The sequence below is a fragment of the Streptomyces sp. NPDC002784 genome (genome assembly GCF_053592135.1).
Map to the genome: position 1 here is coordinate 132,166 of NZ_JBSFVD010000019.1, position 23,707 is coordinate 155,872.

The 23,707-nt window shown below is 71.7% G+C and carries 23 protein-coding genes; 17 read left to right on the forward strand and 6 right to left on the reverse strand.

Annotated elements, in window-relative coordinates; all coding sequences use genetic code 11:
• Nucleotides 1–27 precede the first annotated feature (27 nt).
• Both ACWD1Z_RS27855 and ACWD1Z_RS27860 read left to right on the forward strand, forming a co-directional pair.
• The gene (locus tag ACWD1Z_RS27855) at nucleotides 28–1,155 is read left to right on the forward strand and encodes a ferrochelatase (RefSeq protein WP_451122330.1); all 1,128 of its coding nucleotides are present in this window, start codon (nucleotides 28–30) and stop codon (nucleotides 1,153–1,155) included.
• 8 nt (nucleotides 1,156–1,163) lie between these two features.
• Nucleotides 1,164–1,979: an inositol monophosphatase family protein gene (locus tag ACWD1Z_RS27860; protein ID WP_451122331.1), complete on the forward strand. Its 816-nt coding sequence runs from the start codon at nucleotides 1,164–1,166 to the stop codon at nucleotides 1,977–1,979.
• 91 nt (nucleotides 1,980–2,070) lie between these two features.
• On the opposite strand, the gene ACWD1Z_RS27865 is transcribed toward ACWD1Z_RS27860, so the two are convergent.
• Nucleotides 2,071–2,244, reverse strand: coding sequence for a hypothetical protein (locus tag ACWD1Z_RS27865; protein WP_015657365.1), 174 nt, complete (start codon nucleotides 2,242–2,244; stop codon nucleotides 2,071–2,073).
• 418 nt (nucleotides 2,245–2,662) lie between these two features.
• Here ACWD1Z_RS27865 and ACWD1Z_RS27870 point away from each other — a divergent pair, with 418 nt between their 5' ends.
• The 4 genes from ACWD1Z_RS27870 (at nucleotide 2,663) to ACWD1Z_RS27885 (ending at nucleotide 6,221) form a co-directional block, all read left to right on the forward strand.
• Complete coding sequence (locus ACWD1Z_RS27870; RefSeq protein ID WP_009191109.1) at nucleotides 2,663–3,316, forward strand: response regulator transcription factor; 654 nt, start codon at nucleotides 2,663–2,665, stop codon at nucleotides 3,314–3,316.
• A 6-nt stretch (nucleotides 3,317–3,322) separates the two neighbouring features.
• Nucleotides 3,323–4,558: a sensor histidine kinase gene (locus ACWD1Z_RS27875; protein WP_451122332.1), complete on the forward strand. Its 1,236-nt coding sequence runs from the start codon at nucleotides 3,323–3,325 to the stop codon at nucleotides 4,556–4,558.
• A 411-nt stretch (nucleotides 4,559–4,969) separates the two neighbouring features.
• A complete protein-coding gene (locus ACWD1Z_RS27880) occupies nucleotides 4,970–5,266 on the forward strand; it encodes a DUF4193 domain-containing protein (RefSeq protein ID WP_005481602.1) in 297 nt (98 codons plus the stop codon).
• Nucleotides 5,267–5,279: 13 nt separating this feature from the next.
• Entirely contained in the window at nucleotides 5,280–6,221 is a 942-nt protein-coding gene (locus ACWD1Z_RS27885) for a hypothetical protein (RefSeq protein ID WP_451122333.1), read from the forward strand.
• Nucleotides 6,222–6,264: 43 nt separating this feature from the next.
• Here the strand turns inward: ACWD1Z_RS27885 and ACWD1Z_RS27890 are convergent, their stop codons facing one another.
• Nucleotides 6,265–6,723, reverse strand: a complete 459-nt coding sequence (locus ACWD1Z_RS27890; RefSeq protein WP_451122334.1) for a DUF3093 domain-containing protein — start codon at nucleotides 6,721–6,723, stop codon at nucleotides 6,265–6,267.
• 58 nt (nucleotides 6,724–6,781) lie between these two features.
• Here ACWD1Z_RS27890 and ACWD1Z_RS27895 point away from each other — a divergent pair, with 58 nt between their 5' ends.
• The 5 genes from ACWD1Z_RS27895 (at nucleotide 6,782) to ACWD1Z_RS27915 (ending at nucleotide 12,108) form a co-directional block, all read left to right on the forward strand.
• Nucleotides 6,782–7,366, forward strand: a complete 585-nt coding sequence (locus tag ACWD1Z_RS27895) for a PaaI family thioesterase (RefSeq protein WP_451122335.1) — start codon at nucleotides 6,782–6,784, stop codon at nucleotides 7,364–7,366.
• On the forward strand, nucleotides 7,363–7,914 hold the full coding sequence (gene dut, locus ACWD1Z_RS27900; protein ID WP_451122336.1) for a dUTP diphosphatase: 552 nt from the start codon (nucleotides 7,363–7,365) through the stop codon (nucleotides 7,912–7,914). The genes ACWD1Z_RS27895 and dut overlap by 4 nt, the downstream gene beginning before the upstream one ends.
• Nucleotide 7,915: 1 nt before the next feature.
• Nucleotides 7,916–8,677 carry a DUF3710 domain-containing protein gene (locus tag ACWD1Z_RS27905; protein WP_250071186.1) on the forward strand — a complete coding sequence of 254 codons (762 nt, stop codon included), beginning with the start codon at nucleotides 7,916–7,918 and terminating at the stop codon, nucleotides 8,675–8,677.
• A gap of 189 nt (nucleotides 8,678–8,866) precedes the next feature.
• Nucleotides 8,867–11,428: an ATP-binding protein gene (locus tag ACWD1Z_RS27910; RefSeq protein WP_451122337.1), complete on the forward strand. Its 2,562-nt coding sequence runs from the start codon at nucleotides 8,867–8,869 to the stop codon at nucleotides 11,426–11,428.
• Nucleotides 11,425–12,108, forward strand: a complete 684-nt coding sequence (locus tag ACWD1Z_RS27915) for a response regulator (RefSeq protein WP_451122338.1) — start codon at nucleotides 11,425–11,427, stop codon at nucleotides 12,106–12,108. Before ACWD1Z_RS27910 ends, ACWD1Z_RS27915 begins: the two co-directional genes overlap by 4 nt.
• Before the next feature lie 10 nt (nucleotides 12,109–12,118).
• Here ACWD1Z_RS27915 and ACWD1Z_RS27920 read toward each other — a convergent pair whose 3' ends face one another.
• A complete protein-coding gene (locus ACWD1Z_RS27920; protein WP_451122339.1) occupies nucleotides 12,119–13,258 on the reverse strand; it encodes a GDSL-type esterase/lipase family protein in 1,140 nt (379 codons plus the stop codon).
• An 11-nt stretch (nucleotides 13,259–13,269) separates the two neighbouring features.
• Complete coding sequence (locus ACWD1Z_RS27925; protein ID WP_451122340.1) at nucleotides 13,270–13,839, reverse strand: TetR/AcrR family transcriptional regulator; 570 nt, start codon at nucleotides 13,837–13,839, stop codon at nucleotides 13,270–13,272.
• Between the two features lie 133 nt (nucleotides 13,840–13,972).
• On the opposite strand from ACWD1Z_RS27925, the gene ACWD1Z_RS27930 reads away from it, so the two are divergent.
• The gene (locus tag ACWD1Z_RS27930; protein ID WP_250071191.1) at nucleotides 13,973–14,371 is read left to right on the forward strand and encodes an OB-fold nucleic acid binding domain-containing protein; all 399 of its coding nucleotides are present in this window, start codon (nucleotides 13,973–13,975) and stop codon (nucleotides 14,369–14,371) included.
• A 3-nt stretch (nucleotides 14,372–14,374) separates the two neighbouring features.
• Nucleotides 14,375–15,094 (forward strand): DUF3159 domain-containing protein, encoded by a 720-nt coding sequence (locus ACWD1Z_RS27935; protein WP_451122341.1) that lies wholly within the window; start codon nucleotides 14,375–14,377, stop codon nucleotides 15,092–15,094.
• Nucleotides 15,095–15,153: 59 nt separating this feature from the next.
• Here ACWD1Z_RS27935 and ACWD1Z_RS27940 read toward each other — a convergent pair whose 3' ends face one another.
• Together ACWD1Z_RS27940 and ACWD1Z_RS27945 are read right to left on the reverse strand one after the other, a co-directional pair.
• The gene (locus tag ACWD1Z_RS27940; protein ID WP_250071193.1) at nucleotides 15,154–15,831 is read right to left on the reverse strand and encodes a potassium channel family protein; all 678 of its coding nucleotides are present in this window, start codon (nucleotides 15,829–15,831) and stop codon (nucleotides 15,154–15,156) included.
• On the reverse strand, nucleotides 15,831–16,502 hold the full coding sequence (locus tag ACWD1Z_RS27945; RefSeq protein ID WP_389420024.1) for a potassium channel family protein: 672 nt from the start codon (nucleotides 16,500–16,502) through the stop codon (nucleotides 15,831–15,833). The genes ACWD1Z_RS27940 and ACWD1Z_RS27945 overlap by 1 nt, the downstream gene beginning before the upstream one ends.
• Nucleotides 16,503–16,905: 403 nt before the next feature.
• Between ACWD1Z_RS27945 and ACWD1Z_RS27950 the strand changes: the two genes are divergently transcribed.
• The 4 genes from ACWD1Z_RS27950 to ACWD1Z_RS27965 all read left to right on the forward strand — a co-directional run bounded on the left by ACWD1Z_RS27950 (nucleotide 16,906) and on the right by ACWD1Z_RS27965 (nucleotide 23,670).
• Nucleotides 16,906–18,954 carry an APC family permease gene (locus tag ACWD1Z_RS27950; protein ID WP_451122342.1) on the forward strand — a complete coding sequence of 683 codons (2,049 nt, stop codon included), beginning with the start codon at nucleotides 16,906–16,908 and terminating at the stop codon, nucleotides 18,952–18,954.
• A 69-nt stretch (nucleotides 18,955–19,023) separates the two neighbouring features.
• The gene (locus tag ACWD1Z_RS27955; RefSeq protein ID WP_451122343.1) at nucleotides 19,024–20,355 is read left to right on the forward strand and encodes a class I SAM-dependent RNA methyltransferase; all 1,332 of its coding nucleotides are present in this window, start codon (nucleotides 19,024–19,026) and stop codon (nucleotides 20,353–20,355) included.
• 363 nt (nucleotides 20,356–20,718) lie between these two features.
• Complete coding sequence (locus ACWD1Z_RS27960; protein ID WP_451122344.1) at nucleotides 20,719–21,117, forward strand: hypothetical protein; 399 nt, start codon at nucleotides 20,719–20,721, stop codon at nucleotides 21,115–21,117.
• Between the two features lie 162 nt (nucleotides 21,118–21,279).
• Complete coding sequence (locus tag ACWD1Z_RS27965; protein WP_451122345.1) at nucleotides 21,280–23,670, forward strand: hypothetical protein; 2,391 nt, start codon at nucleotides 21,280–21,282, stop codon at nucleotides 23,668–23,670.
• The last annotated feature ends 37 nt before the right edge of the window (nucleotides 23,671–23,707 follow it).

Here is a 23,707-nt window from a genome sequence, read left to right on the forward strand (position 1 = left end):
TCAGTGCCGGGTGGCAGGATCGGACCCATGCCAGACGCGCTCGATGCCAGCCCCTACGACGCCCTCCTGCTGCTCTCCTTCGGTGGCCCCGAGGGCCCGGACGACGTGGTTCCGTTCCTGGAGAACGTGACGCGGGGGCGCGGCATCCCCAAGGAACGCCTGAAGGAAGTCGGACAGCACTACTTCCTGTTCGGCGGGGTCAGCCCCATCAACGACCAGAACCGCGCACTCCTCGACGCCCTGCGCAAGGACTTCGCCGGCCACGGCCTGGACCTGCCCGTCTACTGGGGCAACCGCAACTGGGCGCCGTATCTCACGGACACCCTGCGCGAGATGGTGCGCGACGGCCGCCGCCGCATCCTGGTCCTCGCCACCAGTGCCTACGCCTCGTACTCGGGCTGCCGCCAGTACCGCGAGAACCTCGCCGACTCGCTCGCCGCCCTGGAGGCCGAGGGCCTGGAGCTGCCGAGGATCGACAAGCTGCGGCACTACTTCAACCACCCCGGCTTCGTGGAGCCCATGACCGACGGCGTGCTGCGGTCCCTGGCCGACCTCCCGGAGGAGATCCGGGACGGCGCCCAGATCGCGTTCACGACCCACTCCATCCCCCTCTCCGCCGCGGACACCTCCGGACCGGTCGAGGACCACGGCGACGGCGGGGCGTACGTCAGGCAGCACCTGGACGTGGCGCGGCTGATCGCCGAGGCCGTCCGCGAGCGCACCGGCGTCGACCGCCCCTGGCAGCTCGTCTACCAGTCCCGCTCCGGCGCCCCGCACGTCCCGTGGCTGGAGCCCGACATCTGCGACCACCTGGAGGAGCGGCACGCCGCCGGTGCCCCGGCCGTGGTCATGGCGCCCATCGGGTTCGTCTCGGACCACATGGAGGTGCTGTACGACCTCGACACCGAGGCCACGGCCAAGGCCGCCGAGCTCGGTCTTCCGGTCCGCCGCTCGGCCACCGTCGGGGCCGCCCCGCGGTTCGCCGCCGCCGTCCGCGAACTGGTCCTGGAGCGGGCCGCCGCCGAGAGCGGCCGGGCCGTCACCCCGTGCGCCCTGGGCGCGCTCGGCCCGAGCCACCATCTCTGCCCGGTCGGCTGCTGCCCGGCCCGCGCCCCCCGGCCCGCCGCCGCGGGCGCCGACAGCCCCTACGCCTGAGGAGCCCCGTGACCGACCCCGTCCACACGGACCTGCTCCGTCTCGCCCGGCAGGCCGCGCGCCGCGCGGGCGACCTGCTGCGGGACGGCCGCCCGGCCGATCTCGCGGTGGCCAGGACCAAGTCGAGCCCGATCGACGTGGTCACCGAGATGGACATCGCCGCCGAGAAGCTGATCACCGACCTGATCTCCGACCAGCGCCCCGACGACGGCTTCCTCGGTGAGGAGGGCGCCTCCACCGAGGGCACCAGCGGGGTCCGCTGGGTGATCGACCCGCTCGACGGCACCGTCAACTACCTGTACGGCCTGCCGACTTGGGCCGTCTCCATCGCCGCCGAGCAGGACGGCGAGACCGTCGTCGGAGTCGTCGCCGCCCCCATGCGCGGCGAGACCTACCACGCCGTCCGCGGCGCCGGCGCCTTCGCCACCGGTGTCTGGGAGGGCGAGCGCCCCCTGGCCTGCCGGCCGGCGCCGCCGCTGGACCAGGCGCTGGTCTCCACCGGCTTCAACTACGTGACCGGCGTCCGGGTCCACCAGGCCGAGATCGCGCACCGGCTGATCCCGCTGCTGCGGGACATCCGGCGCTCCGGCTCGGCGGCGGTCGACCTGTGCGACGTGGCCGCGGGCCGGCTGGACGGTTACTACGAGCGGGGCCTGCACCCCTGGGACCTCGCGGCGGGCGACCTGATCGCCCGGGAAGCGGGGGCCCTGACCGGTGGACGGCCCGGAGAGGGCCCCACGGGTGATCTGGCGATCGCGGCCACCCCGGGCGTCTTCGAGCCCCTCCAGCGGCTGCTGGAGGACTTCGGCGCCTGGCACGACTGACCCGCGTCCGGCACGGCACGCGAGCGGGCCCCCGGCGCTGGATTCGCCGGGGGCCCGCTCCTGTGCGTAGGTCTCTGTGCGTAAGTATTGATCAGACGCTGTACGCGCCGACTTCCACACCATGCTCCGCGGCGAGGCGGCGCAGGTCGTCGAGCTCGCCCTGCTCCACCTCGACGAGGAAGTCGTCGCCCTCGTCGCGGGCCCGCGTCAGGTCGGACTCGGTCGCCCTTATGCGCTGCAGAAGCCCTGCGGTGAATGCGTCCATGCTGTGCCCCCTCGTCCTGGGTCGTGGGTCGGTGGCACCGGGGTGTGCCGTTCGGAAGGGGCGATCACGTCCCCTGTGGGTGCCCGGCGCTGCCCCAGCCGGGCGGCGACGGTGCCGGACATCCACGACCGCTCTGCGGAAAGCGGATTGCCGCGTACCGCATGGTGGTGCGGCACAAGCGGAGCGTGATCGCGGGGTGTAAAGCCGTCCTCCCCCCGCGCTTCCTCACGGAAACCTCAACCCCAGCGGAAAATCTCGCATTCCCGGGCCCGCACAGCCGCCCTTCATGCGCCCCTCACCCGCCTTACCGCCGACTTATGGCCGAAAAGGGCAGGATGGACGCCGACACACCCCACCAGACCCCTGCTCGCGCGTCCCAGCGGCGCTACGCGGGTGGACCTCAGGAAGGAACAGCGACGTGCGCGTACTCGTCGTCGAGGACGAGCAACTGCTCGCCGATGCGGTGGCCACCGGACTGCGCCGGGAGGCCATGGCCGTCGACGTCGTGTACGACGGTGCGGCCGCCCTGGAGCGCATCGGCGTCAACGACTACGACGTGGTCGTCCTCGACCGTGACCTCCCGCTCGTGCACGGCGACGACGTCTGCCGCAGGATCGTCGAACTCGGCATGCCCACCCGCGTGCTGATGCTCACGGCGTCCGGCGATGTGAGCGACCGGGTCGAGGGCCTGGAGATCGGCGCCGACGACTATCTCCCCAAGCCCTTCGCCTTCAGCGAGCTCACGGCACGCGTGCGTGCCCTCGGCCGCCGCACCAGCGTGCCGCTGCCGCCCGTCCTGGAGCGCGCCGGGATCAAGCTCGACCCCAACCGCCGCGAGGTCTTCCGCGACGGCAAGGAGGTGCAGCTCGCGCCCAAGGAGTTCGCCGTCCTGGAGGTGCTGATGCGCAGCGAGGGCGCCGTCGTCTCCGCGGAGCAGCTGCTGGAGAAGGCCTGGGACGAGAACACCGACCCGTTCACCAACGTCGTCCGGGTCACCGTCATGACGCTGCGCCGCAAGCTGGGCGAGCCCCCCGTGATCGTCACCGTCCCCGGCTCCGGCTACCGGATCTGATCCCCCGTGGCAGCCACCCCCGCACCGCCCCAGGCGCCCCCCAAACCGACCTGGGACCCCAGGAAGCCGGTGCAGCCCTTCCCCTGGCTGCGCCCCACCATCCGGATAAGGCTCACCCTGCTCTACGGCGGCATGTTCCTGATCGCCGGCATCCTGCTCCTGTCGATCATCTATCTGCTCGCCGCGAGCGCGCTGAACGTCGGCAGTGATCTGCCGTTCAGGGTCCTGTCCGGCCAGGTGTCCAGTGACATGTGCAACATGCGTGCCACCCAACTGCCCGCGGACGAGCTCAACCGCGCGCTGAACGAGTGCGTGAACGAACAGCGGCAGAACGCCCTGGACACCCTGCTCAGCCGCTCCCTGCTGGCCCTGCTCGGCCTCGCCGTCATCGCCTTCGCGTTCGGCTACGCCATGGCGGGCCGCGTCCTGTCGCCGCTCGGCCGGATCACCCGTACCGCCCGCGCGGTGGCCGGCTCCGACCTGTCCCGGCGGATCGAGCTGGACGGCCCGGACGACGAGCTGAAGGAGCTGGCGGACACCTTCGACGACATGCTGGAGCGCCTCCAGCGGGCCTTCACCGCCCAGCAGCGCTTCGTCGGCAACGCCTCCCACGAACTGCGCACCCCGCTCGCGATCAACCGCACGCTGCTGGAAGTGCATCTGTCCGACCCGAACGCGCCGGTGGAGCTCCAGCAGCTCGGCAAGACCCTGCTGGCCACCAACGAGCGCAGCGAGCAGCTCGTGGAGGGCCTGCTGCTGCTTGCCCGCAGCGACAACCAGATCGTCGAGCGCAAGCCGGTCGACCTCGCCGAGGTGGCCGAGCAGGCCGTCGACCAGGTGCACGGCGAGGCCGAGGCCAAGGGCGTGGAGATCCGCGGCAAGCGGGACCCCGCGGTGGTCCAGGGCAACGGCGTCCTGCTGGAGCGGATCGCCCTGAACCTCGTGCAGAACGCCGTGCGGTACAACATCCCCGAGGGCGGCTGGGTCGAGGTCACCACCGAGCTGCAGCACGGCCAGGCGATCCTGGTCGTGTCCAACACGGGGCCGGTCGTCCCGGCGTACGAGATCGACAATCTCTTCGAGCCGTTCCGGCGGCTGCGCACGGAGCGCACGGGCAGCGACAAGGGCGTAGGGCTCGGTCTGTCCATCGCGCGGTCCGTGGCCCGGGCGCACGGCGGGCACATCGCGGCACAGCCGCGCGAGGGCGGAGGGCTGGTGATGAGAGTGGCTCTGCCGGTCTGAAAGAGGCGGCCCAACGGAGATCGATAAGGCGACACTCGGACTTGTTCGCTTTGCGCGGAATTTTCTGGACGTGAAGCAAGAGGTACCGTGTGTGATCGATCACAAGGGCGAATTTCCAGCCATCTACTCTCCGTGATCATGCAAGCCGCCGGAAAGCCGGGAAAATCCGGGTTTTCGGGGGTCCTGATCACGGGAAGTACACGGTGAGACGCCTTTGAAGTGCGGCATTGGGACCGTGTACGGTCCGCATCGCCATCCAAGCCGATCACTCTTGAGGAGTCCGGTTGGGTGTCGATTGAGTAACAGACCTTGATGTGAGGCAAAATCTCCGCCTCGGGTCGGGCACAAGTCCGGCCTCTCACGCGTTACGTGCGCTGGAGACACCGCAGACACCCAGAGGGGGAGAGCGACATGGCAACGGATTACGACACCCCACGCAAGACCGACGACGACGTCGACTCGGACAGCCTTGAAGAGCTCAAGGCCCGCCGGAACGACAAGTCGACCTCCGCAGTGGATGTCGACGAATTCGAGGCCGCGGAAGGCCTCGAGCTGCCCGGCGCGGACCTCTCGAACGAGGAGCTGGCCGTCCGGGTGCTGCCCAAGCAGCAGGACGAGTTCACTTGCATGAGCTGCTTCCTGGTGCACCACCGCAGCCAGCTGGCCCGGGAGAAAAACGGTCAGCCGATCTGTCGCGACTGCGACTGAGGGCGGGTCGGCCGTGACTGGCTCGACCCCTCCCTGGAAGCGCCGCTTCCCCGGCCGGGGAGCGGACCAAGGGCCGCCCGGCGGCCCCTACGGCGCGCGTGACGACGGGCGAGGCTCATCCGCTGACGGATCGGCCTCGCTCGAACCGGCGGCCGGCTCCGGCAATCCGCCGGTGCCGGCTCAGCCTCCGGCTCCCGTCGCCCGGCGACGGGCCGCGGTGATCCGCGACAAGGCCGTGGAAGGCGTCCGCAAGGGCGGCAGCCGCGCCAAGGCGGGCCTCGCCTACCTCGCCGACCGGATCATCGACAACGCCCCGCGAGTGCCCGTACGGGACCTCGCGACCCTGCGCAGACAGTTCCCGGGGCTCGGCCCCGAACAGCTCGCCGACAAGCTCGTGGCGGGCGCGATGACCGCGACGTCCACGGTCGGTGCGGGCGTCGGTGCGGCGGCGATGCTGCCCGTGCCGCCGGCCATGCCGGCGGAGCTGGCCGCGGAGGTCACCGGAGTCGCCGCGATCGAGCTGAAGCTGATCGCCGAACTCCACGAGGTCTACGGCGTACGCCCGCCGGGGAACCTGAAACAGCGCTCCACCGCCTACCTGGACTCCTGGTCGGGGGAGCGCGGCATCGACGTGACCAAGCCGGCCACGGTGAGCACGGCGCTGAACAGCCACATGAAGCACCAGCTGCGCCAGCAGATCATGAAGCGGATGGTGCGCAACCTGCCGAACCTGATGCCGTTCATGGTCGGCGCGGCCGTGGGTGCGCTGATGAACCGCCGGGACACCAAGAAGCTGGCCGACCGGATCCGCGCGGACCTGCGCCGGATCCAGGTGCCCTGGGACGCGCTGCCCGATCTCCCGCCGCTGGAGACACCGGCCGACCCGCTGACGCTGGGGGACGTCGCGAAGGAGGTCCGCCCCAGACGTCTCGGGCGCGGATGGCCAGGGAAATGACCTGCTCCGGGTCCCCGTTCCGGGGACCCTTCGACCCTGTGTGCTAGGCCGCCTTCGCCGCCTGGATGGCCTCCGCCAGGGCCTCCGGCCGCCGCGTCGACAGGTACAGGTACGGCGTCGGGTCCTCGGGGTCGGTGACCTGCACGCGCAGCGCGGTCGGGATGTAGGCCCGCAGCAGCAGGAAGGCGCGGGTGTCGGCCTTGTACGTACGCCAGGCCCGGGCCTCCTCGCGGTCCAGCACCTCCGCCTCACCCAGCGCCGTGACCGGGATCTTCGCGTCGCCCGCGATCAGCGAGCCGCCCACCACCCGGATCCGCACCGCGCCGTAGGAACTGGCCACCACGGCCGCCGCGGCGGTGCCGCCGACCAGGCCGCCGAGCATCGGCAGGGTGCCGAAGGGCAGCAGGATCAGCGCCAGCGCGAGGCCGGCCAGCACCGACACCAGCCACCACGAGCGGGGGGCGGTGAGGCGTTCTTCGTACGGGGTGGCGGAGAGCTGCATGGATCCAAGCTTGGCACGGTGTCCGGAAGGCGCCGACGCGCGGGTAAGGTCTGCGCCTGTGAGTGGTACATCCGCAAACCTTCAGCCCCCGGCCGACGCCGTGAAACCGGTGCGGCACCCGGACGCCCCCGCGCCCGGTGAACTGCTCGGCGCGCACTACGGCCAGTGCTTCGGCTGTGGCGGCGAGCAGCCGCACGGGCTGCACCTGCAGGCGCGGGCGGGCGAAGGGGTCACCCTCACCGCCGAGTTCACCGTGCGCCCCGAGCACCAGGGCGCGCCGGGCCTCGCGCACGGCGGCATCCTCGCGACCGCGCTCGACGAGACCCTCGGCTCGCTGAACTGGCTGCTGCGGACCATCGCCGTGACCGGCCGCCTGGAGACCGACTTCCGGCGGCCCGTGCCGGTCGGCACCGTGCTGCATCTCGAGGCCGAGGTGACCGCGGTGGCCGGGCGGAAGATCTACTGCACCGCCACCGGACGCGTCGGCGGCCCCGAAGGACCCGTCGCCGTCCGCGCCGACGCCCTCTTCGTCGAGGTCAAGGTCGACCACTTCATCGACAACGGCCGCCAGGAGGAGATCCAGGCCGCCATGAACGACCCGGACCAGGTGCGGCGGGCCCGCGCCTTCGAGGTGAACCCGTGAGCCGTGACCCCCTGAACGTGCTGATCCGCCGCGTCGACCCGGACGTACCGCTTCCGTCGTACGCGCATCCCGGCGACGCCGGCGCGGATCTGCGCACCACCGAGGACTGTGAACTGAAGCCGGGCGAGCGGGCGGTGCTGCCGACGGGGGTGTCTGTGGCGCTCCCCGAGGGGTACGCGGCCTTCGTGCACCCACGTTCCGGTCTGGCCGCCCGCTGCGGTGTCGCCCTGGTGAATGCCCCGGGGACGGTTGATGCCGGGTACCGTGGGGAGATCAAGGTGATCGTGGTGAATCTCGACCCGCGCGAGGCCGTGCGGTTCGAGCGCTTCGACCGGATTGCCCAACTGGTCGTCCAGCAGGTCGAGAGGGTCCGCTTCCAGGAGGTCGCGGAGCTTCCCGGCTCGGCGCGGGCCGAGGGGGGCTTCGGGTCCACCGGTGGGCACGCCGCCGTGGACGGCGGGCGCGGCACAAGGGGTCAGGCCGCCGAGGGCGGCACGACGGGTGGGACTAGATACGCTTCGGTCGTATCCGACCGGGAAGGACAGTGACGTGTTCGGACGTCGCAAGAAGAAGGGTGCCGCCGAGGACGCGGCCGGCGAGCCCGAGCAGGTCGTCGACGGCGTCGACACCGAGGCGGACGACGAGGGCACGCGCGAGCGCGTGCGGCTGGAGCCGGAGCCGCGGCCCGACGGGCCGTGGGACAGCACCGAGGTGCGCGAGCCCGGCGAGGGCCGGGTCGACCTGGGCGGGCTCTTCGTGCCCGGGGTCGAGGGCATGGAGCTGCGGGTCGAGGTCGCGGGCGACGCGATCGTCGCGGCGACCGTCGTCCTGCGCGACAGCGCCATCCAGCTGCAGGCCTTCGCCGCTCCCAAGCGCGAGGGCATCTGGGGCGAGGTGCGCGAGGAGATCGGCTCCGGCATCACCCAGCAGGGCGGCATCATCGACGAGGTCGAGGGCCCGCTGGGCTGGGAGCTGCGGGCGCAGGTCCCGGTGCAGCTGCCGGACGGCACGGGCGGCTTCCAGGTCGTGCGGTTCGTCGGTGTGGACGGGCCGCGCTGGTTCCTGCGCGGCGTGATCTCGGGCCAGGGCGCGGTGCAGCCGCAGGCGGCCGGGCTGCTGGAGCAGATCTTCCGGGACACGGTCGTGGTCCGCGGCGAGGGCCCGATGGCGCCCCGCGACCCGATCGTCCTGAAGCTGCCGAACGACGCCCAGATGGTCCCCGAGGGGGTCCAGCAGGAGGACGCCGGATCCCGGTTCTCGGGCGGCATGGGGCAGTTGCAGCGCGGACCGGAGATCACCGAGGTCCGTTAGACAGTCGTGAGCGAGAGGGCCGTACCCCCGAGGGGGTACGGCCCTCTCGCATGCGCGGGGTCTTGACGGCGTACGAACCGGACTGCTCGCGGCCGCCGCCGGGCGCGGTGCGTCAGGGTTGTGTCAAGGACGCCCCGGCTGCCGCACCCGGCGCCATATGCCCGGTTTGCGGGTCGTAAGGTCGACGCTGTGGGACGCGGCAGGCTCAGGATCTATCTCGGTGCGGCACCGGGCGTCGGCAAGACGTACGCGATGCTCTCCGAGGCGCACCGGCGCGCCGAGCGGGGCACCGACTGCGTGGTGGCGTTCGTGGAGCACCACGGCCGGCCGCGCACCGAGGTGCTGCTGCACGGCCTGGAGCAGATCCCGCGCCGGACGCCGGGCTACCGCGGCGGCACCTTCTCCGAGATGGACGTCGACGCCGTCCTCGCCCGGCGGCCCCGGGTGGCGCTGGTGGACGAGCTCGCCCACACCAATGTCCCCGGCTCCCGCAACGCCAAGCGCTGGCAGGACGTCGAGGAGCTGCTCGCGGCCGGGATCGACGTCATATCGACGGTCAACATCCAGCACCTGGAGTCGCTGGGCGACGTCGTGGAGTCCATCACCGGCGTACGGCAGCGGGAGACCGTGCCGGACGAGGTGGTGCGCCGCGCCGACCAGATCGAGCTGGTCGACATGTCCCCGCAGGCCCTGCGCCGGCGGCTGGCGCACGGCAACGTCTACCGGCCCGACAAGGTCGACGCGGCCCTGTCCCACTACTTCCGGCCCGGCAACCTCACCGCCCTGCGCGAGCTGGCGCTGCTGTGGGTGGCCGACCGGGCCGACGAGTACCTGCGCGTCTACCGCGGCGAGCACCGGGTGTCGAGGATCTGGGGCTCGCGCGAGCGGATCGTGGTCGGAGTCACCGGCGGCCCCGAGGGCCGGACCCTGATCCGGCGGGCCGCGCGGCTGGCCGAGAAGGGCGCCGGCGGTGAGGTCCTCGCCGTCTACATCGCCCGCAGCGACGGCCTGACCTCGGCCTCACCCGAGGAACTCGCCGTACAGCGCACCCTCGTGGAGGAGCTGGGCGGCACCTTCCACCATGTCGTGGGCGACGACATCCCGGCCGCCCTGCTGGACTTCGCGCGCGGGGTGAACGCCACCCAGATCGTGCTCGGCTCCTCGCGCCGCAAGACCTGGCAGTACGTCTTCGGGCCCGGCGTCGGGGCGACCGTCGCCCGGGAGTCGGGGTCCGACCTCGACGTGCACATCGTCACCCACGAAGAGGCCGCCAAGGGGCGCGGGCTGCCGGTCGCCCGGGGAGCCCGGCTCGGCCGGTCCCGGATCGTGTGGGGCTGGCTGGCCGGGGTCGGCGGTCCGGCCCTGCTCACCCTGCTGCTGACCCACGTCGACGCCGACCTGGGCCTCACCAACGACATGCTGCTGTTCCTGGCCCTGACGGTGGCGGCGGCGCTGCTCGGCGGACTGCTGCCCGCGCTGGCCTCGGCGCTGACCGGGTCGCTGCTGCTGAACTGGTTCTTCACCGCGCCCGTGCACCGGATCACCATCGCCGACCCGAAGAACATCCTGGCCCTGGTGATCTTCGTGGCCGTGGCGGTGTCGGTGGCCTCGGTGGTCGACCTCGCCGCCCGCCGCACCCACCAGGCCGCCCGGCTGCGCGCCGAGTCCGAGATCCTCTCCTTCCTCGCCGGGGACGTGCTGCGCGGCGAGACCAGCGTGGAGGCGCTGCTGGAACGGGTCCGGGAGACCTTCGGGATGGAGTCGGCGGCCCTGCTGGAGCGGGCGGGCGACCTCGATCCGTGGACCTGCGCGGGCAGCGTCGGCCAGGGCGGGCCCGTGCGGCGGCCCGAGGACGCGGACGTGGACATGCCGGTCGGCGATCACCTGGCGCTGGCGCTGACCGGCCGGGTGCTCCCCGCCGAGGACCGCCGGGTGCTGGCCGCGTTCGCCGCGCAGGCCGCCGTCGTCCTGGACCGGCGCCGGCTCCACGAGGAGGCCGAGCAGGCCCGCGCGCTGGCCGAGGGCAACCGCATCCGTACGGCGCTGCTGGCCGCCGTCAGCCACGATCTGCGCACCCCCCTCGCCGGGATCAAGGCGGCCGTGAGCAGCCTGCGCTCGGACGACGTGGCCTGGTCGGAGGAGGACGAGGCGGAGCTGCTGGCGGGGATCGAGGACGGCGCCGACCGCCTGGACCACCTGGTCGGCAACCTGCTGGACATGTCCCGCCTGCAGACCGGCACGGTCAGCGCGATCGTCCGCGGGACCGGCCTGGACGAAGTGGTGCCGGTGGCGCTCGGCGGGGTGCCCGAGGACAGCGTCGAACTCGACATCCCCGAGACCCTGCCCATCGTCGCCGTCGACCCCGGGCTGCTGGAGCGCTCGGTCGCCAACGTCGTCGAGAACGCCGTCAAGTACAGCCCGCCCGGCGCCCGTGTCCTCGTCTCCGCCAGCTCCCTCGCCGACCGCGTCGAGGTGCGGGTCGTGGACCGCGGGCCCGGCGTCCCCGATGACGCCAAGGAGCGGATCTTCGCGCCCTTCCAGCGGTACGGTGACGCGCCGCGCGGGGCCGGCGTGGGACTCGGACTCGCGGTGGCGCGCGGGTTCGCGGAGGCGATGGGCGGGACGCTGAACGCGGAGGACACCCCGGGCGGCGGCCTGACGATGGTGTTCACGCTCCGCGTCGCCGCCGACGAGTTCGTTCAGCCCGCCGTACTGGAAGTACCGGAACCCGAAAGGCAGGAGGCCCCATGACCCGGGTGCTCGTGATCGACGACGATCCGCAGATCGTGCGGGCCCTGGTGATCAACCTCAAGGCCCGCAAGTACGAGGTGGACGCCGCGTACGACGGTGCCGGCGCCCTCCGGCTCGCCGCCGCCCGCCACCCGGACGTGGTCGTCCTCGACCTCGGTCTGCCCGACATGGACGGCGTCGACGTCATCCGGGGTCTGCGCGGCTGGACCCGGGTGCCGGTCCTCGTGCTGTCCGCCCGGCACTCCTCCGACGAGAAGGTCGAGGCGCTGGACGCGGGCGCCGACGACTACGTCACCAAGCCGTTCGGCATGGACGAGCTGCTGGCCCGGCTGCGGGCGGCGGTCCGGCGCGCCGAGCCCCTCGGCGGCGGCGAGGAAGAAGTGATCGTCGAAACGGGGACGTTCACCGTCGACCTGGCCGCGAAGAAGGTCAACCGTGCCGGGGCCGACGTCCGGCTGACGCCGACCGAGTGGCACCTGCTGGAGGTCCTGGTCCGCAACGCCGGGCGGCTGGTCGGCCAGAAGCAGCTGCTGCAGGAGGTCTGGGGGCCGTCCTACGGGACCGAGACGAACTATCTGCGGGTGTACATGGCCCAGTTGAGACGGAAGCTGGAGGCGGACCCCTCGCACCCGAAGCACTTCGTCACGGAACCCGGGATGGGGTACCGCTTCGAGCGCTGACCAGGGCTGACTATGCCTGGAGGACGAGTTTCGCGAAGCGGTCGCCGATCAGGCGGTGGGTGGCCGCGTCCGGGTGGAGGTCGTCGGGGAGGGGGAGCTCGGCCCAGTCCTGTTCGCCGTAGAGGTCCAGGCCGTCGAGGTAGCCGAGGTTCGGGTCCTCGGGGGTGCGCTGTTCGACGATCCGGGACAGCTCCTCGCGGATCACCTTGAGGGTCAGTTTGCCGGTGGCCCGTTCCGCGGGGTCGCCGAGGGCCTGGAACTTCAGGTGTCCGGTGCTCAGGGCGGCCGGGTCGAAGGCGCCGGGGCCCGGGGTGTCCTCGTGGATGGGGCACAGGATCGGGGAGACGACCAGCAGCGGCGTGTCGGGGTGCCCGTCGCGGATGATGTCCAGGAAGCCGTGGACGGCGGGCGTGAAGGCGCGCAGCCGCATCAGGTCCAGGTTGACCAGGTTGATGCCGATCTTGACGCTGATCACGTCGGCCGGGGTGTCCCGCATCGCGCGGGCGGTGAAGGGGTCCAGGAGGGCGCTGCCGCCGAAGCCCAGGTTGATCAGCTCCACTCCGGCCAGGGTCGCGGCGCGGGCGGGCCAGATGCCGGTGGGGCTCGCCGCGTCGGAGCCGTGGCTGATGGAGCTGCCGTGGTGCAGCCACACCTTGCGGCCGCGGTCGGGCAGGGGCTCGACGGGGGCGTCGGCGCGCAGGGCCACCAGTTCGGTGGTCTCGTTGTGCGGCAGCCAGATCTCCACGTCCTTCTCCCGGGCCGGCAGCCCGGAGAAGAGCACCGTGGCGACCGGTCCGGGGCGGTGCTCGGTGGTGCCGGCGGCCATGTCGACGATCAGGGTGTTGCCGCCGGCCGCCACGGCCTGGTGGGTCAGCGTGCCGTCGACGAGCAGGTCGTACAGGCCGTCCGGACGGGGCGGGACGCCGACGTAGGACCGCTTGGTGGGCAGCGTGTCCAGTTCGACGGTGGTGGCCCGGGTGCGGAGGGCGAGCCGTACGCCGGAGGGCTGGGACTCGACCATGGCGAGCTGCGGGTCGGCGCACTGGGCGCGGGCCCGCGCGGGGAGCCGGTGCGGCAGCAGGCCGTGCTCGGTGCGCTCCAGGTCGAGGGCGCCGCGGACGAAGGCGGGGGTGAGGGGCGTGGTCTGCATGGAGTGGGCTTTCAGGAGGGGGGCCAGGTGCGCAGGGTGGCGTCGAGGGCGTCCAGGATCCGCGTCCAGGACTCCTCGCTGCCGGGGGAGCTGTGGCTGAAGCCGCCGGCCAGTTCCAGGTCGACGTAGCCGTGGAAGACGCTGCCCAGGAGGCGGACGGCGTGGGTCTGGTCCGGCTCGGCCAGGTCGTAGCCGCGCAGGATCGCCCGGGTCATCTGGGCGTGCCGCACCCCCGCGCTGCGGGCGGCCGTCTCGGCATCGAGGCGGTAGCGGGTCGCGGCGTAGCGGCCGGGGTGGGAGCGGGCGTAGTCGCGGTAGACGTCGGCGAACGCGGTCAGGGCGTCCTTGCCGGCCCGGCCCGCCAGGGCGTCCGCCGCCCGGTCGGCTAGCTCCTCCAGGGCGAGCAGGGCGATCCGGGTCCTGAGCTCGTGGGAGTTCTTCAGATGCGAGTACAGGCTCGCGACCTTCACGTCGAACCGGCGGGCCAGCTCCGAGACGGTCACCCGGTCGAAGCCGACCTCGTCGGCGAGCTCCGCCCCGGCCCGGGTCAGCAGCTCCGGGGTGAGTCCTGCACGTACCATGACCGCCCTTCCTTTTGCCGAAAGCCATTATGGGATTGCCTAAAGGCTTTAGGCAAGTCGGGGCCGATCCCGCTGTCTCCCGCCGCTCCCCGGGGGTTACGTAGGTGTCGGTGTGCCCCGGTACGCTTCAGACATGAGTTCTGTTCCTCGATCCGAGAAGCCGGCGGGCCGGTTCCGGCGCATGCTCGACCGGCTCTCCTCGTCGCAGGAGGACCTGGAGTCCGAGGAACTGCGCGAGGACTCGGCGACGGCCGGCTGTACCCGCATCGGTGACTGCCGGGACCGACAGATAGTCACGGTTACTGGTACCTTGCGCACGGTCACCCTGCGGCCGCGTGCCGGGGTCCCGGCCCTGGAGGCCGAGCTGTTCGACGGCTCCGCCGCGCTGGACGTGGTGTGGCTCGGCAGACGCTCCATCGTGGGCATAGAGCCGGGGCGCAAGCTGATCGCATCGGGCCGGATCTCGATGAGCCGGGGCCGCCGGGTGCTGTTCAACCCGAAATACGAACTGAGACCGCTCGGACGGGAGTAGCCGGTGACGTCGCTCGACAAGCCGACCGAAGACACCACCGCAGAAGGCGGGCACGACTCCCGGGCAGTGACCCAGGACGCGCTGTTCGAAGCCTTCGGCGGCCTGCGCGGCATGATCGAGACGGTGCTGCCCGGACTGCTCTTCGTCACGATCTACACCATCAACAAGGACCTGCACCTGTCGGCGATCGCCGCGCTCGGTGTGTCCCTGCTGCTCGTCGCCGTCCGCCTGGCGATGAAGGACACCGTCAAGCACGCCTTCAGCGGTGTCTTCGGTGTCGCCTTCGGTGTCGTCTTCGCGATGATGACCGGCAACGCCAAGGACTTCTACCTGCCCGGCATGCTCTACACGCTGGGCCTGGGCCTGGCCTACATCATCACCACCCTGTGCGGTGTCCCGCTGATCGGCCTGATCCTCGGCCCGGTCTTCAAGGAGAACCTCTCCTGGCGCACCCGCAACCCCGGCCGCAAGAAGGCGTACGCCAAGGCCAGTTACGCCTGGGGCGCGATCCTGCTGGCCAAGTGCGCGATCCTCTTCCCGCTGTACTGGTGGGCGGACACCGAGCAGTTGGGCTGGGTCCTGGTCGCCCTGAAGATCCCGCCGTTCCTGCTGGCCGTCTGGCTGACGTGGGTCTTCCTCGCCAAGGCCCCCGCGCCGATCGACGTGTTCGCGGAGATGGAGGCGGCGGAGAAGGCCGAGAAGGACCGGCAGGCCGCCGGCTGACGGTGAGCGAGGAAGGGCGCCCCGGGTGATCCCGGGGCGCCCTTCGCCGTCGTACGGCCTCAGTCGGCCGGCTGCTCGCGGCGCACCGAGAGCAGGTCCTCCAGCTGTTCCTCGCGGGCCTGGGCGGCCACGAACAGCAGCTCGTCGCCCGCCTCCAGGGAGTCGTCGCGGGTCGGGGTGAGCACCCGGGTGCCGCGGATGATGGTGACCAGCGAGGTGTCCTGCGGCCACTCCACATCGCCGACCTGGGTGCCGGCCAGCGCCGACTCCTCGGGCAGGGTCAGCTCGACGAGGTTGGCGTCGCCGTGGCTGAAGCGCAGCAGCCGGACCAGGTCGCCGACGCTGACCGCCTCCTCGACCAGGGCGGACATCAGGCGGGGGGTGGACACGGCGACGTCGACGCCCCAGGACTCGTTGAAGAGCCACTCGTTCTTGGGGTTGTTGACGCGGGCGACGACGCGCGGGACGCCGTACTCCGTCTTCGCCAGCAGGGAGACGACCAGGTTCACCTTGTCGTCGCCGGTCGCGGCGATCACGACGTTGCAGCGCTGGAGCGCGGCCTCGTCCAGGGACGTGATCTCGCAGGCGTCGGCGAGCAGCCACTCCGCCTGCGGGACGCGCTCGACCGAGATGGCGGTCGGCGCCTTGTCGATCAGCAGGACCTCGTGGCCGTTCTCCAGCAGCTCGCCCGCGATCGAGCGGCCGACGGCGCCGGCACCGGCAATGGCGACCCTCATCAGTGACCGCTCTCCTCTTCGGGACCCTGGGCGAACGCCGCCTCGACCTTGTCGACCTCGTCGGTGCGCATCATCACGTGCACCAGGTCGCCCTCCTGCAACACCGTCTGCGAGCTGGGCAGGATGGCCTCACCGAGGCGGGTCAGGAACGCCACGCGGACGCCCGTCTCCTCCTGGAGCCTGCTGATCTTGTGGCCCACCCAGGCCGGGGAGGTGTGCACCTCGGCGAGCTGGACGCCGCCGGTGGGGTCGCGCCACAGCGGCTCGGCGCCCGAGGGGAGCAGCCGGCGCAGCATCTGGTCGGCGGTCCAGCGCACGGTCGCCACGGTCGGGATGCCCAGACGCTGGTAGACCTCGGCACGGCGGGGGTCGTAGATACGGGCCGCGACGTTCTCCACACCGAACATCTCGCGGGCCACGCGCGCGGAGATGATGTTGGAGTTGTCGCCGCTGGAGACGGCGGCGAAGGCACCGGCCTCCTCGATGCCCGCCTCGCGCAGGGTGTCCTGGTCGAAGCCGATGCCGGTGACCCGGCGGCCACCGAAACCGGGGCCGAGTCGGCGGAAGGCGGTGGGGTCCTGATCGATCACAGCGACCGTGTGCCCCTGTTGCTCCAGGGTCTGGGCGAGAGCGGAACCCACTCTTCCGCAGCCCATGATGACGATGTGCACGACCGTCCTTCCGAAGTCAAGAGTTACTGCTCAGCCAGATCAGGGTCTCAGATCGACGCCCAAGCTACACACGCGCGGTAGGACGTCGGCACCCCTGTGCACGGTTGCCGTGAGGACGGGTCGGTCAGCGGCGGCTGATGCTGCGAACGCTGGCAAGTGTGAGGATTCCGAGGCCGACGAGCGCCGCGGCGGCGCCGATCAGCTGGGCGGTGCTGTCCATGGGACCTCCGGAGGGCGGCAACGGCGGGAAGAACCAGCGGGTTTAGTCATATAGACATGCCGACGCCCCGGCCTGCGGAATCCGCAGCTGCGCCACCCCCGTTTTCACCCGGAGAGCAGGGGCCGCCCGTAAGGGGGGTGGCGGGTGGGCGGCAGCCCGTTCGAACGCCTACGATCCTCTGTTGTGTCCAAACTGACCGACGTGCCCAAACGGATCCTGATCGGGCGCGCACTGCGCAGTGACCGGCTCGGGGAAACGCTCCTGCCGAAGCGCATCGCACTACCCGTCTTCGCCTCCGACCCGCTGTCCTCCGTGGCCTACGCGCCCGGCGAGGTGCTGCTGGTCCTGTCCATCGCTGGCGTGTCGGCGTACCACTTCAGCCCCTGGATCGCGGTCGCGGTCGTCGTCCTGATGTTCACGGTCGTCGCCTCCTACCGGCAGAACGTGCACGCCTACCCGAGCGGCGGCGGCGACTACGAGGTGGCCAACACCAACCTCGGCCCCAAGGCCGGGCTGACCGTGGCCAGCGCGCTGCTCGTGGACTACGTGCTCACCGTGGCCGTGTCCATCTCCTCCGGCGTGGAGAACCTGGGCTCCGCCATCCCGTTCGTCGTCGAGCACAAGGTGTTCTGCGCGATCGGCATCATCGTGCTGCTGACGCTGATGAACCTGCGCGGGGTGAAGGAGTCCGGCAAGCTCTTCGCGATCCCGACGTACGTCTTCGTCGCCGGTGTCTTCCTCATGATCGCCTGGGGCGCCTTCCAGGGCCTGGTCCTCGGCGAGAACATGAAGTCGCCCACCGCCGACTTCGAGATCAAGCCCGAGCACGAGGGCCTGGCAGGCTTCGCGCTGGTCTTCCTGCTGCTGCGCGCCTTCTCCTCCGGCTGTGCCGCGCTCACCGGTGTCGAGGCGATCAGCAACGGCGTCCCCGCCTTCCGCAAGCCCAAGTCGAGGAACGCGGCGACCACCCTCGCCCTCATGGGCGGCCTCGCGGTCACCATGTTCTGCGGCATCATCGGGCTCGCCATGGCCACCGATGTGCACATGGCGGAGAACCCGGCCAAGGACCTCATCGAGGACGGCGTGCCCGTCGGCAGCGACTACGTCCAGCACCCGGTGATCTCGCAGGTCGCGGCAGCCGTCTTCGGCGACGGCACGTTCTTCTTCATCCTGCTCGCCGCCGCCACCGCCCTGGTCCTTTTCCTCGCGGCGAACACGGCGTACAACGGCTTCCCGCTGCTCGGCTCGATCCTCGCCCAGGACCGCTACCTGCCCCGCCAGCTGCACACCCGCGGCGACCGCCTGGCGTTCTCCAACGGCATCGTGCTCCTGGCCGGCGCGGCCATCCTGCTGGTGTGGATCTACGGCGCCGACTCCACGCGGCTGATCCAGCTCTACATCGTCGGCGTGTTCGTCTCCTTCACGCTCAGCCAGACCGGCATGGTCCGGCACTGGAACCGCCATCTGCGCACCGAGACCGACCCGGCCAAGCGCCGCCGTATGATCCGCTCCCGCGCGATCAACACCTTCGGCGCCTTCTTCACCGGCCTGGTGCTGGTCGTCGTCCTGGTCACCAAGTTCACCCACGGCGCCTGGGTCGCCCTGCTCGGCATGGTGATCTTCTACGCGACCATGTCCGCGATCCGGAAGCACTACGACCGGGTCTCCGAGGAGATCGCGGCGCCCGACGGCCCGACCGACGACAGCGTCCGCCCCTCCCGGGTGCACTCCGTGGTCCTGGTCTCCAAGATCCACCGGCCCACGCTGCGCGCCCTCGCGTACGCCAAGCTGATGCGCACCGACACCCTCGAAGCGCTCAGCGTCAACGTCGACCCGGCCGAGACCAAGACCCTCAAGGCCGAGTGGGAGCGGCGCGGCATCGACGTACCGCTGAAGGTCCTCGACTCGCCCTACCGCGAGATCACCCGGCCGATCATCGAGTACGTCAAGAACCTGCGCCGCGAGTCGCCGCGCGACGCCGTGTCCGTGATCATCCCCGAGTACGTCGTCGGCCACTGGTACGAGCATCTGCTGCACAACCAGAGCGCCCTGCGGCTGAAGGGCCGGCTGCTGTTCACGCCGGGTGTCATGGTGACGTCGGTGCCCTACCAGCTGCAGTCCTCCGAGGTCGCGAAGAAGCGGGCCCGCAAGCGGCAGGACTGGAACGCGCCGGGTTCCGTGCGGCGGGGGCCGGCTCAGGAGCGGGCGAAGGAGTCCTCGAAACAGTCGTAGACTGGTGGGCTGTTGTCCCGGCGGCTGTTGTCCCGGCTCGAACCTCTATGCATCTGGAGTCACCCCGCCATGCAGGCAGAACCGAAGAAGTCGCTGGTGGGGCTGGAGTACGAGGTCGAGGTCGGCCCCGTCGCCCACGGCGGCCACTGCATCGCCCGCACCGACGAGGGCCAGGTCCTCTTCGTGCGGCACGCGCTGCCCGGGGAGCGGGTCGTCGCCCGGGTCACCGAGGGTGAGGAGGGCGCCCGCTTCCTGCGCGCGGACGCCGTCGAGGTGCTCGACGCGTCCAAGGACCGCATCGAGGCGCCCTGTCCGTACGCCGGCCCCGGCCGCTGCGGCGGCTGCGACTGGCAGCACGCCAAGCCGGGGGCGCAGCGGCGGCTGAAGGGCGAGGTCGTCACGGAGCAGCTGGCGCGGCTCGCCGGGCTCACGCCCGAGGAGGCCGGCTGGGACGGCACGGTGATGCCCGCCGAGGGCGACAAGCTGCCCGCCGGGCAGGTGCCGCAGTGGCGCACGCGCGTGCAGTACGCGGTGGACGCCGAGACGGGCCGGGCGGGTCTGCGCCGGCACCGCTCGCACGAGGTCGAGCCGATCGAGCACTGCATGATCGCGGCCGAGGGCGTGAGCGAGCTGGGCATCGAGGACCGTGACTGGTCCGGGATGGCGTCCGTGGAGGCCATCGCGGCGACCGGCTCCCAGGACCGCATGGTCATCCTGGAACCCAGGCCGGGCGCGCGGCTCCCCCTCGTCGAGCTGGACAAGCCGGTGTCCGTCATGCGGGTCGAGGAGAAGGACGGCGGCGTTCACCGCGTCCACGGCCGCGCCTTCGTCCGTGAGCGGGCCGACGGCCGGACGCACCGCGTGGGCAGCGGCGGCTTCTGGCAGGTCCACCCGAAGGCGGCCGACACCCTGGTCACGGCGGTGATGCAGGGACTGCTGCCGCGCAAGGGTGACATGGCGCTCGACCTGTACTGCGGCGTCGGCCTCTTCGCGGGCGCCCTCGCCGACCGCCTCGGCGACCAGGGCGCGGTGCTCGGCATCGAGTCCGGCAAGCGCGCGGTGGAGGACGCCCGCCACAACCTCGCGGAGTTCGACCGGGTCCGGATCGAACAGGGCAAGGTCGAGGCGGTGCTGCCGCGCACGGGCATCACGGAGGTCGACCTCATCGTCCTGGACCCGCCGCGGGCGGGCGCGGGCCGGAAGACGGTGGCACACCTGTCGTCCCTGGGCGCCCGGCGCATCGCGTACGTGGCCTGCGACCCGGCGGCGCTGGCGCGGGACTTGGGGTACTTCCGGGACGGGGGGTACCGGGTGCGGACGTTGCGGGTGTTCGATCTGTTTCCGATGACGCATCACGTGGAGTGCGTGGCGATTCTGGAGCCTGCCGAGAAGGGCATCTGACCTGCTGTTTTGTAGTCCAGGTGGTCGGTTCGACCTGTTTTCGCTCGCGGAATGCGTCGACTGAGGTTCGCTTGTGCAGCGTGAAGCACCGGCTGGTCTTCGTCGACCGGCTCCCGGCCACCCTCGCGCCTCTCCCACACGGTGCCACGCATGACGTGCCGGCCCGCTGGTTCGACGTGGACCGTCCCACCATCACCCGCGCCTTGGACGGGTCGTCGCCGAGGTGGAGCAGGGTCGATCATTCCAGGCCAGCGGACCGATCAGGTCGGCGACTTTCAGTCACTGTGAGAGGAACCGCTCCGCACTGCTCGCTGCTCCCTTAAATTTACTCACCGGCTTTGGGCGGGAACACGGGGGAACGGCATGGATCCGGTGACGGCCGTCGCGGCGGCAGGAGTGGCACTCGTGGTGAAAGGCGCGCTCGAGACGGCAGGGCAGGAGGCCGGCCGCTCCGGTTGGACCGGCGGAGCGCGGCTTGTGGAGCGGATCCGCGCGCGTTTCCGTGGTAACGCCGAGGCGCAGGGCGCCCTGGACCGGGTGACCACCACCCCCGAAGACGAGAGCGCCCAGGAGGATCTGGAGCGGCAGCTCGCCGCCCAGATGCTGCTCGACGAGGGCTTCGAGACGGAGATCCGGCGGCTGGTCGACGAGGCCGTCGCGGCACAGGGCCGGTCCGGTGCGCAGATCAGCGCCGCGCTCATCAAGAACGCCCAGGTGTTCAACGGCAAGGTCGAGGTCCAAGGGGACTGGACGACGTCGTAGCGCCCCGCCCACCCGGGGCGCGAGAGCCGCGCGCCGCGCGGGCCGGATCGTGGCCCCTTGGTCCCACCCGTCCCCGGGCCGGATCGGGCGTGATCGCCATGACGCGCGGACGAGTGGGGCGCAGGGAACCGCCCCGCAGCAAAGAGAACCTGAGAGCAGGCCATGAGTGAGGACACCTCCACCGAGGGACCCCGCGCCGGGGGCAGGACCGTGGAGCGCACCGACGAACCGCCGCGGGGGGCTGCGGGACCCGAGTGGGATTCCGCCAAGGACGCCAGGAACGCCAAGATCGCCACGGGCACCGTGCCGCCCGGCGCGAAGGACAGGACGGACGAGGACGACGACGGCAAGGCGGTCGTCGCGGAGCCGCGTACCCCCGTCGACGAACGGGACGGTCCGGTCAGCGAGAAGGACGCGCTGCTCTCCCTCACCGAGGGCGGCGGCCACGAGGACCCCGAGCGGTCCGAGGCGCTGCGGGCGGGTGCGATCGCCGACGAGATCGCACGCCGGCTCAACGCCGACGCCTCCGGCACCCGGATCGGCACCCTCGCCCTGTTCAACGAGACGGTCAGTTTTGGCGGCGGCTTCCACCCGGGTGGCGCGCGCCATGCGGAACCGAGGCCGGGCGGGGCATCGTTGGTCGCCATCGACCTTGCCGAACTTGCGGATCACACCGAGCTGTTCGTGCAACCCGACGGGTACGAGGAGGCCGTGGACGCCCTGCGTGAGCGACGGCTGCTGGTCCTCACCGGTCCACCCGGCAGCGGGCGGGAAGCCGCCGCCGTAAACCTGCTCGGCGAGGCACTGGCGATCGACGGAAGCGGTGCCGGCGGCTGCCACCGGCTGCTGATGCCGTCGGCGGTGCTGGAGCCGGGCTGGGAGCCGCCCGTGAAGCACTCCGGCTACCTCGCGGCGCTCGACGACGGTCCGGCCGCCGTGGAGAGGTTCACCTCCGCGTTCGGCGGTGGGGGTGCCCGCGGCATCGCCCAGTGGACCGCCGTCGTCGCCGCCCTGCGCGACTCCGGCTCGCTGCTGGTGCTGACCGGCGGGCACGATCTGGAGGTGCTCGCCGCCGGGCCGGGCGGTGAGCACCTTGCCCACCATCCCCTCACGCCCGTGGACCCGGTAGCCGTCGTGGAGCGGCGCGTCCTCGGCCATGGCGGCAGCCCGGACGCCTGCACCGACCTGCACGCGCTGCTGGAACGTACCGGTGCCGCCGTGGCCCTGCGTGAACAGCCCGCAGTCCGCAACGCCGCCCGCCTCGCCTCGGTCATCAGCGCGGACGGCGACGTGGCGGCCGAGGTGGCCCGGCTGCGCGACCCCAGCGAGCAGGTCCGCGCGTGGTTCAACCGGTTCCGGGAACCCGAGGCGGTCGCTTTCGCACTCGCCGCGGCCGTCCTGGAAGACAGCGGATACCTCACTGTCGCGGATGCCGCCGTGAAGCTGCGCGCCGCACTGACGGAACCCGAACCCGCTCCGCCGGACCTCCGGTTCGGCGACCGGCTCGGCCACGAGCAGCAGTGGATCGAGCTGCACCTGCCCGACGGCTCGGGTCTCGCCGCCGGCCCGCCCCGGGTGCGCTTCCGCAACGGGCTGTTGGGCCAGACCATCCTCGGCTACGCGTGGAACGCGCTCGACGGACGCCGCGAGGCCGTACTGGGCTGGCTGCACAGCCTGTTGCGCCACCCCGACCTGGAAGTGCGCGCCCGCGCCGCGGTCGGCGCGGGTGTACTGGCTCTCGTCGACCCGCAGTACGCCGTGCACCGCTTCCTCACCGGCTGGGCGGGCAGCACCTCCTGGCCCCTGCGGCAGGCCGCCGCCACCGCGCTGGGCGTCGCGGGCAGCCGCCCGGAGACGGCCGACGCCGTGTGGGGCCTGCTGCATCACTGGGCGCGTGGCGGGTCCTCCGCCCAGCAGCGGCGGCTTGCCGGTACCGCCGCCAACGCCGTGGGTGGTCTGCTCGGCCGGACCGCTCCTGAGCGGGCCGTGGCCGTGCTGCACGACGCACTGGACCGCGGTGACGACTGGGGCACCCTGCCCGCGGTGGCCTGGGGCGGTGTCCACCTCGTAGAACAGGGGCAGGTGGCGCCGCTGCTCAACGCCTACCTGGCATGGTCCGAGCCGCAGGACCTGTCCCCGCTGGTCGTCAAGACGCTGTCCGCCTTCGTGTTTGCGGTGTCGCGCCCCTACGAAGCGCCGGTCACCGGCCCTGCGGCGCCCGCGCCGGGCGGCGTGCGTGTCCCCGACGTACCCGTGCTGCTGAGCGAACTGCCGCGGCACCACGAACGGCTCGCCGAGCTGTGGGCGCGTGCCCTCGCGCGCCGGCCCGTGCAGGACACCGCCCTCGACGCCCTCCACCAGTGGATCGACGAGTACGCGGACCGCTGTCCCGGCGCGCTCGACGCCATCGCTCACCTCCTGGTCTCCGTGGCCCGTCGACCGGGACGCCACCGCGAGCGGCTGGTGTGGTGGCTGGACAAGTGGGCCCGCGACCGCGACCACCCCTCGAAGAACGCCGCCCGCCTGCTGCGCGCCCTCGACCACGGCCGGTGAGCGCCCGGCACGCGACGACCCGCCGACGTCCTCCACG

Bases quoted from the DNA above. Each gene is read 5' to 3' on its own strand.
- ACWD1Z_RS27855 (WP_451122330.1), top strand. From the start codon at position 28: ATGCCAGACGCGCTCGATGCCAGCCCCTACGACGCCCTCCTGCTGCTC.
- ACWD1Z_RS27865 (WP_015657365.1), bottom strand. From the start codon at position 2,244: ATGGACGCATTCACCGCAGGGCTTCTGCAGCGCATAAGGGCGACCGAG.
- ACWD1Z_RS27880 (WP_005481602.1), top strand. From the start codon at position 4,970: ATGGCAACGGATTACGACACCCCACGCAAGACCGACGACGACGTCGAC.
- ACWD1Z_RS27890 (WP_451122334.1), bottom strand. From the start codon at position 6,723: ATGCAGCTCTCCGCCACCCCGTACGAAGAACGCCTCACCGCCCCCCGC.
- ACWD1Z_RS27915 (WP_451122338.1), top strand. From the start codon at position 11,425: ATGACCCGGGTGCTCGTGATCGACGACGATCCGCAGATCGTGCGGGCC.
- ACWD1Z_RS27920 (WP_451122339.1), bottom strand. From the start codon at position 13,258: ATGCAGACCACGCCCCTCACCCCCGCCTTCGTCCGCGGCGCCCTCGAC.
- ACWD1Z_RS27925 (WP_451122340.1), bottom strand. From the start codon at position 13,839: ATGGTACGTGCAGGACTCACCCCGGAGCTGCTGACCCGGGCCGGGGCG.
- ACWD1Z_RS27930 (WP_250071191.1), top strand. From the start codon at position 13,973: ATGAGTTCTGTTCCTCGATCCGAGAAGCCGGCGGGCCGGTTCCGGCGC.
- ACWD1Z_RS27940 (WP_250071193.1), bottom strand. From the start codon at position 15,831: ATGAGGGTCGCCATTGCCGGTGCCGGCGCCGTCGGCCGCTCGATCGCG.
- ACWD1Z_RS27955 (WP_451122343.1), top strand. From the start codon at position 19,024: ATGCAGGCAGAACCGAAGAAGTCGCTGGTGGGGCTGGAGTACGAGGTC.
- ACWD1Z_RS27960 (WP_451122344.1), top strand. From the start codon at position 20,719: ATGGATCCGGTGACGGCCGTCGCGGCGGCAGGAGTGGCACTCGTGGTG.
- ACWD1Z_RS27965 (WP_451122345.1), top strand. From the start codon at position 21,280: ATGAGTGAGGACACCTCCACCGAGGGACCCCGCGCCGGGGGCAGGACC.